The organism is Capsulimonas sp. (assembly GCF_039929585.1).
Lineage (GTDB): Bacteria > Armatimonadota > Armatimonadia > Armatimonadales > Capsulimonadaceae > Capsulimonas.
Map to the genome: position 1 here is coordinate 1 of NZ_JBDSQY010000019.1, position 5,273 is coordinate 5,273.

The window sequence follows — 5,273 nt, forward strand, 5'->3', positions numbered from 1 at the left end:
CATTAAAAGACGTTGCCCGAGAGGCGGGAGTGGCCGCGATGACCGTGTCCGTGGTGCTGAATGGCGCCCGGTCGGGCACCCGCGTCTCCGACGCCACGCGTATCCGAATTGAAGAAGCGGCGAAGCGTCTGCACTATCGCCCCAACGCCATTGGACGCGGTCTTTCCCGGCGGAGAATGGACACGATCGGCGTTGTTGCAACCATCGACGGCCCGCTCAATCTATATTTTCTCGAAGTGCTGAACGGAATACTGGCTGAGTGCGTCAGTCATGGACAAAACACCACCGTCTTTTCCGTTTCCGACTGGCGGCTGGAGGAAGAGAAGATCCTGCACTTCTGCGACGGTCGCGTGGATGGGATCATATTCCTGGGACCGAATCTGACCCCGGAATTTTCTGAAATGCTTTCCCGGCGTACATCGTTTGTGACGATCCATGGCGGCCTGATGATGCCGGGAATCCATAATCTCGAAGTGGACGACGAAGATGGGGCGCATCAGATCGTTACGCATATGATCGAGCTGGGCCATCGCCGAATCGCGCATTTTACAGGCCAGCTAGACCAGCCTGGAGCGAGCCGGCGATTGGCAGGCTATCAGCGCTCTTTGATGGACGCTGGACTTCCCGTGGATGAAGATCTGATCCTGCCGGGATACTTCACGGACGAGAGCGGACGAGAGCGTATGACGGCGCTGCTCGACCGGGGCGGCCCGCTGCCGACGGCGATCTTCTGCGCGAATGATGGCGTGGCGTACGGAGCGCTGGATGTTCTCGCGGCGCGTGGACTCCAAGCCCCGAGAGATATTTCGATTGCGGGATTTGACGATCTCATGCTGGCGAAGATGACCACGCCGCATCTGACCACAATGCGCCAGCCCTTTCGTGACATGGCGGCCCGCGCCGTACAACTGCTGCTCCATCAAGTCGGAGACGGCTCCGACAATCAGTCGCCGCCGCTCGAACCGACCGCGAGCGATATCTTTCCAGTAAAACTGATCGTTCGCGAATCTGTCGGACCGCCGCCCCAATAGGGGCGGCCTTGCAAGAAATAACAACGTCTGTTCTTTCGTTCATAAGGAGAAATATCATGAACCGTTCTTTCATCCGTAAGTCCCCTCAAACCCTGGGGTTCACGCTTATTGAGCTTCTTGTGGTTATTGCTATCATTGCGATTTTGGCGGCGATCCTGTTCCCTGTCTTCGCCAAGGCGCGCGAAAAAGCTCGTCAAATCAGCTGCATCTCCAATATGAAGCAGATTGGCTTGGGAATGATGATGTATACCGGCGACTACGATGAAGCATATCCCCTGCAGTCAAATTATGCCCCGGGGGGCAAAGACTGGACTCAAGCGATCCAGCCATACATCAAAAACGGGAATAGCCCCAATAGCTATACAACCGTCGGCGGCGTATTCTCCTGCCCATCCTTCCCGTCCCCGGACTATAACGGGCAGTTCATTGTTCGCGCCGATGTATTTCCAGTCGGCTACAATCCAGGAACTTCTTCGCCGATTGTGACGCAGGCCCAGATTGACAATGTCAGCGAAAAGATCGCGATGATCGAAGTCGGCGGCAATGGGCAAAATCCGTACGGAAGCAACAATTACAATCCAATCACTTCATTCAACGCGGACGCATACTACTGGATTACCGCCAATGACGCGGCGCATATCCATGGCACAGACTCGGCGCTGCAGTATGGTGATTGCGATGCTCCTCACGATACGGCGCACTACAACTACTATCAAGGTTGCAACGGCACGCCTCGATACCGCCACTCGAACGGCAGTGACTTTCTGTTCCTGGACGGCCATGTCAAGGCGATTCAGCGTGGGCGTTTGGATTGGCTGAACAATATCCATATCGACGGCGTATGCGACTACACGTTCGCGTGCAATAACGCCAATCCGCCCTCTTAAGCAGCACTGCTTCGGGAAGGGGCGGCGAGGGCGCCGCCCCTAATTTTCTTGCCTCCAGCATTCCGATTTGCGAACGTTTCCTATGGTAAAAAATATGCGATTGTACACGGTGGGGCGTCGGTCTCACTTCATGATGTTCATCATTCCGGCGATAGTATGGATTGGGCTGAGCAGCGGATGCGGGAATCGCGGCGCTTCGCAGACAACCACTCCCAGCGCTGCCTCCCCAACTCCCGAAGAGCGGGCGCGCATTCAGCAGGCGCAGCAGGCGGCGATGGCCGCCGCCCAGGAAAAGGCGCGGCAGCAGGCCGTGGGACAATAAGATGGGCGTTTGCGCCGCGCCAGCGCCCTATCTGTGAGTGGTTCTCATGAGAAATGATAAAAATCTCGGATGTGTGTGGCAATGTTCTGACTGATCGAAGGTAAAATGTATTCACAGGCTTAGAAAAAACGCTTTTTCAGAAGCTGTTGGGCCGGTGAATACACCGCAATCTTCGCTTGTGAACATGATTGAAGGAAACTATTAGAGTGACGGACCTTGACCATGCCGCCGAATCGACTACGGCGCGGCTTTTTTGCCCATACCCTCGGGATTTTCTGTGGGGCGCCGCCACGGCGGCCTATCAAGTCGAGGGAGCGGTAAACGAAGACGGGCGCTCTCCCAGCGTTTGGGATACATTCTCCCATCGTTCGGGAGCCGTTGCGTTCGACCAAAATGGCGACCGTGCGACTGAACACTACCATCGCTATCCAGAAGACGTCGCGCTGATGAAGCGTCTGGGCCTGCAATCGTATCGATTTTCCGTCTCGTGGTCGCGCATCTTCCCCGAGGCGAACGGAGTTCCCAACCCCAAGGGATTGGATTTTTACAAGCGTCTTGTCGACGAACTGCGCGCGGCGGACATCCAGCCCTGGATGACCCTCTTCCACTGGGATCTTCCGCAGTGGGCGGAAGATCGTTTCGGCGGCTGGGAATCGCGCGACTGCGCCCATATGTTCGCCGATTACGCCGGGTACATGGCCGCCGAGCTGGGGGACCGCCTGAGCGGCGTCTTTACCATCAACGAGTTCATGTGCTTTTTGGACAAAGGGTACGTGGACACCGGAGAGCTGTTTGCGCCGGGGAAGAACGTTTCCAAACGCATCTTGAATCAGGCGCGGCATCATGCCGTGTACGGTCATGGTCTGGCCGTGCAGGCGATCCGGGCGTCCGGCCCGGCGGGTCTCAAAGTCGGCCTCGCCGAGAATATCCCGAACATCGTCCCCATTCTGGAAACTCCCGAGCATATCGCCGCCGCCCGCGAGGCCCTGCGCGAGCTGTCCGGAATGTACCTGACGCCCATCTTCGAAGGCAAGTATCATCCCGCCTATCTGGAAGACGCCGGCGACGACGCGCCTATCTTCACCGACGACGAGATGGCGGCCATCGCCTCACCGATCGATTTCCTCGGGCTGAACCTCTATGCGCCCACCTATGTCCGCCACGATCCGGCGTCTCCGCGCGGCTGGTCCGGCGTGAACTGCGGCCCTGGGTACCCGCGCATGGATATGCCGTGGCTCGCGGTCGGGCCAAGCATCATGTACTGGGCGCCGCGTCTTGTGTCCGAAGCCTGGAACCCGCCTGCGATCTACATCACCGAGAACGGCTGCGCTAACCCCGACAGACCTACTCAGGATAATGAGATCATGGATGTCGGCCGCGTGATGTATCTGCAGGAGCATTTGATCCATCTGCACCGCGCCGCCGCCGAAGGCTATCCCGTCAAAGGCTACTTCGTCTGGAGCCTGATGGACAACTTTGAATGGGCCTGCGGCTACACCAAGCGCTTCGGGATCTGCTACGTCAACTACGAAACCCAGGAACGCATTCCCAAACTCAGCGCCGAGTTCTACTCAGGAGTGATCGCCCGCAACGCCGTAGGCGGCGGATAATCGGCTCGCGGCCCCGTCACGCGCCCCGGAATATTATTCTGGGGCGCGTTTTCTTTGATCTGGGTAGGATGAAGAGAGGGAAGTGGATTGGAACCGTTCGCCTGCCAGTGCTGTTATCACGGCGAGAGGCGCGCGGGATCTGTCTGCTCGCCTTCAAAGATAGCTGTTGTCGGTCCGAGAGGACTTAGAAAGCGTTTATTAACATGGAAGTGTTGGTCACCGGAGCCTCGGGCTTTGTCGGGAACCATACGATTGAGGCGCTGCTGGCGGCGGGGCATACCGTGCGCGGGTTGTCTCGAAAGAAGCCGCAGGGCGACCGCGCGAAGAAGGGCGCAACCTACATTGACGGCGTGGATGTGGGCGACGCCGCGACGCTGACCCCGGAGATGTTCCAGGGCGTCGACGCCATTGTCCATCTCGTGGGAATCATTCAGGAGGCGAAGGGCGGACAGACCTTCCAGCGCATCCATGTTCAGGGCACGCAGAACTTGGTCAACACTGCCCATAAAGCCGGATTCGCCGGCCGGTTTGTTTACATGAGCGCAATCGGCGCCAATGCGAACGCTCCGTCCGAGTACTCGCGCACCAAGGCGGCGGCCGAACAAATCGTCACCGCCAGCGGCTACGCCTATACGATCTTTCGCCCGTCGATTATTCTCGGCTCCGACGGCGAGTTCGTGGAGCAGATGGGCGATTTGATCAAGCACGGCGGCCTTCCGGTCGCCCTGCCGTTTCCCGTGATCCCCGTTCCGGGATCGGGCCTCAACAAATTCCAGCCGATCTTTATCGACGACCTCACGGCGTGTGTCGTGAAATCCCTCGCCGATCCCGCCACGGCGAATCAGGTCTACGAAGTCGGCGGCGACACGCAAGTTTCCTTCAACGAACTGCTCACGGGCTTCGCCAAGTCGTTGCACGTCAACAAACCGCTGCTCCACGCCCCGGTCCCGATCCTCCGGATCGCCGCCACGGTGATGGAAGCCATCATGCCCAAGCCTCCCGTCACCCGGGATCAGCTCTCCAATCTCGGTCTCGACAACACCACCCAAAGCCACGCGATCACCGATGTCTTCGGCATAAAGCCGCTCGGCTTCGATCCGATCCTAGCGCGCATCTACGGGAGCTAACGCCATGCCCGGTCAGCCGCCGCTCTCTCGCGACGAACAATGGGAAAAACTGGCGCGCTGGCTGGAGGAAAGCATCGCCGCCGTCCAGCGCGGCGACCTCACTCGCCTGCCCGCCGATTTCACCGGCGAGCGGGGCGAGGCGGCGGTGGAGGCGTATGAGACGGTGCGTCAGGCGATGGAGATCTTGGAGAAGTGGGAGACGAGGGGGCTGGCGTGACCTATTCCCGTAATCCCTATTCCTCCGCTCGCTGAGGCTCGCCTCCCCTTTTTCCCAACAAGCTGCTGCGCAGGGTAAA

The 5,273-nt window shown here is 58.7% G+C and carries 6 protein-coding genes; all 6 read left to right on the forward strand.

Annotated features, from left to right (window positions below; all coding sequences use genetic code 11):
- Positions 1-1,031: LacI family DNA-binding transcriptional regulator (locus ABIZ35_RS00830; protein ID WP_348217978.1), on the forward strand; the 1,031-nt coding region annotated here is incomplete at its 5' end.
- Positions 1,032-1,087: 56 nt separating this feature from the next.
- Positions 1,088-1,918, forward strand: coding sequence for a DUF1559 domain-containing protein (locus ABIZ35_RS00835; protein ID WP_348217979.1), 831 nt, complete (start codon positions 1,088-1,090; stop codon positions 1,916-1,918).
- A 130-nt stretch (positions 1,919-2,048) separates the two neighbouring features.
- On the forward strand, positions 2,049-2,240 hold the full coding sequence (locus ABIZ35_RS00840; protein WP_348217980.1) for a hypothetical protein: 192 nt from the start codon (positions 2,049-2,051) through the stop codon (positions 2,238-2,240).
- A 206-nt stretch (positions 2,241-2,446) separates the two neighbouring features.
- Positions 2,447-3,850, forward strand: a complete 1,404-nt coding sequence (locus ABIZ35_RS00845) for a GH1 family beta-glucosidase (protein ID WP_348217981.1) — start codon at positions 2,447-2,449, stop codon at positions 3,848-3,850.
- Positions 3,851-4,053: 203 nt separating this feature from the next.
- The gene (locus tag ABIZ35_RS00850) at positions 4,054-4,977 is read left to right on the forward strand and encodes an NAD-dependent epimerase/dehydratase family protein (protein ID WP_348217982.1); all 924 of its coding nucleotides are present in this window, start codon (positions 4,054-4,056) and stop codon (positions 4,975-4,977) included.
- Between the two features lie 4 nt (positions 4,978-4,981).
- Complete coding sequence (locus tag ABIZ35_RS00855) at positions 4,982-5,194, forward strand: hypothetical protein (protein WP_348217983.1); 213 nt, start codon at positions 4,982-4,984, stop codon at positions 5,192-5,194.
- The last annotated feature ends 79 nt before the right edge of the window (positions 5,195-5,273 follow it).

Bases quoted from the DNA above. Each gene is read 5' to 3' on its own strand.
- ABIZ35_RS00835 (WP_348217979.1), top strand. From the start codon at position 1,088: ATGAACCGTTCTTTCATCCGTAAGTCCCCTCAAACCCTGGGGTTCACG.
- ABIZ35_RS00840 (WP_348217980.1), top strand. From the start codon at position 2,049: ATGATGTTCATCATTCCGGCGATAGTATGGATTGGGCTGAGCAGCGGA.
- ABIZ35_RS00850 (WP_348217982.1), top strand. From the start codon at position 4,054: ATGGAAGTGTTGGTCACCGGAGCCTCGGGCTTTGTCGGGAACCATACG.
- ABIZ35_RS00855 (WP_348217983.1), top strand. From the start codon at position 4,982: ATGCCCGGTCAGCCGCCGCTCTCTCGCGACGAACAATGGGAAAAACTG.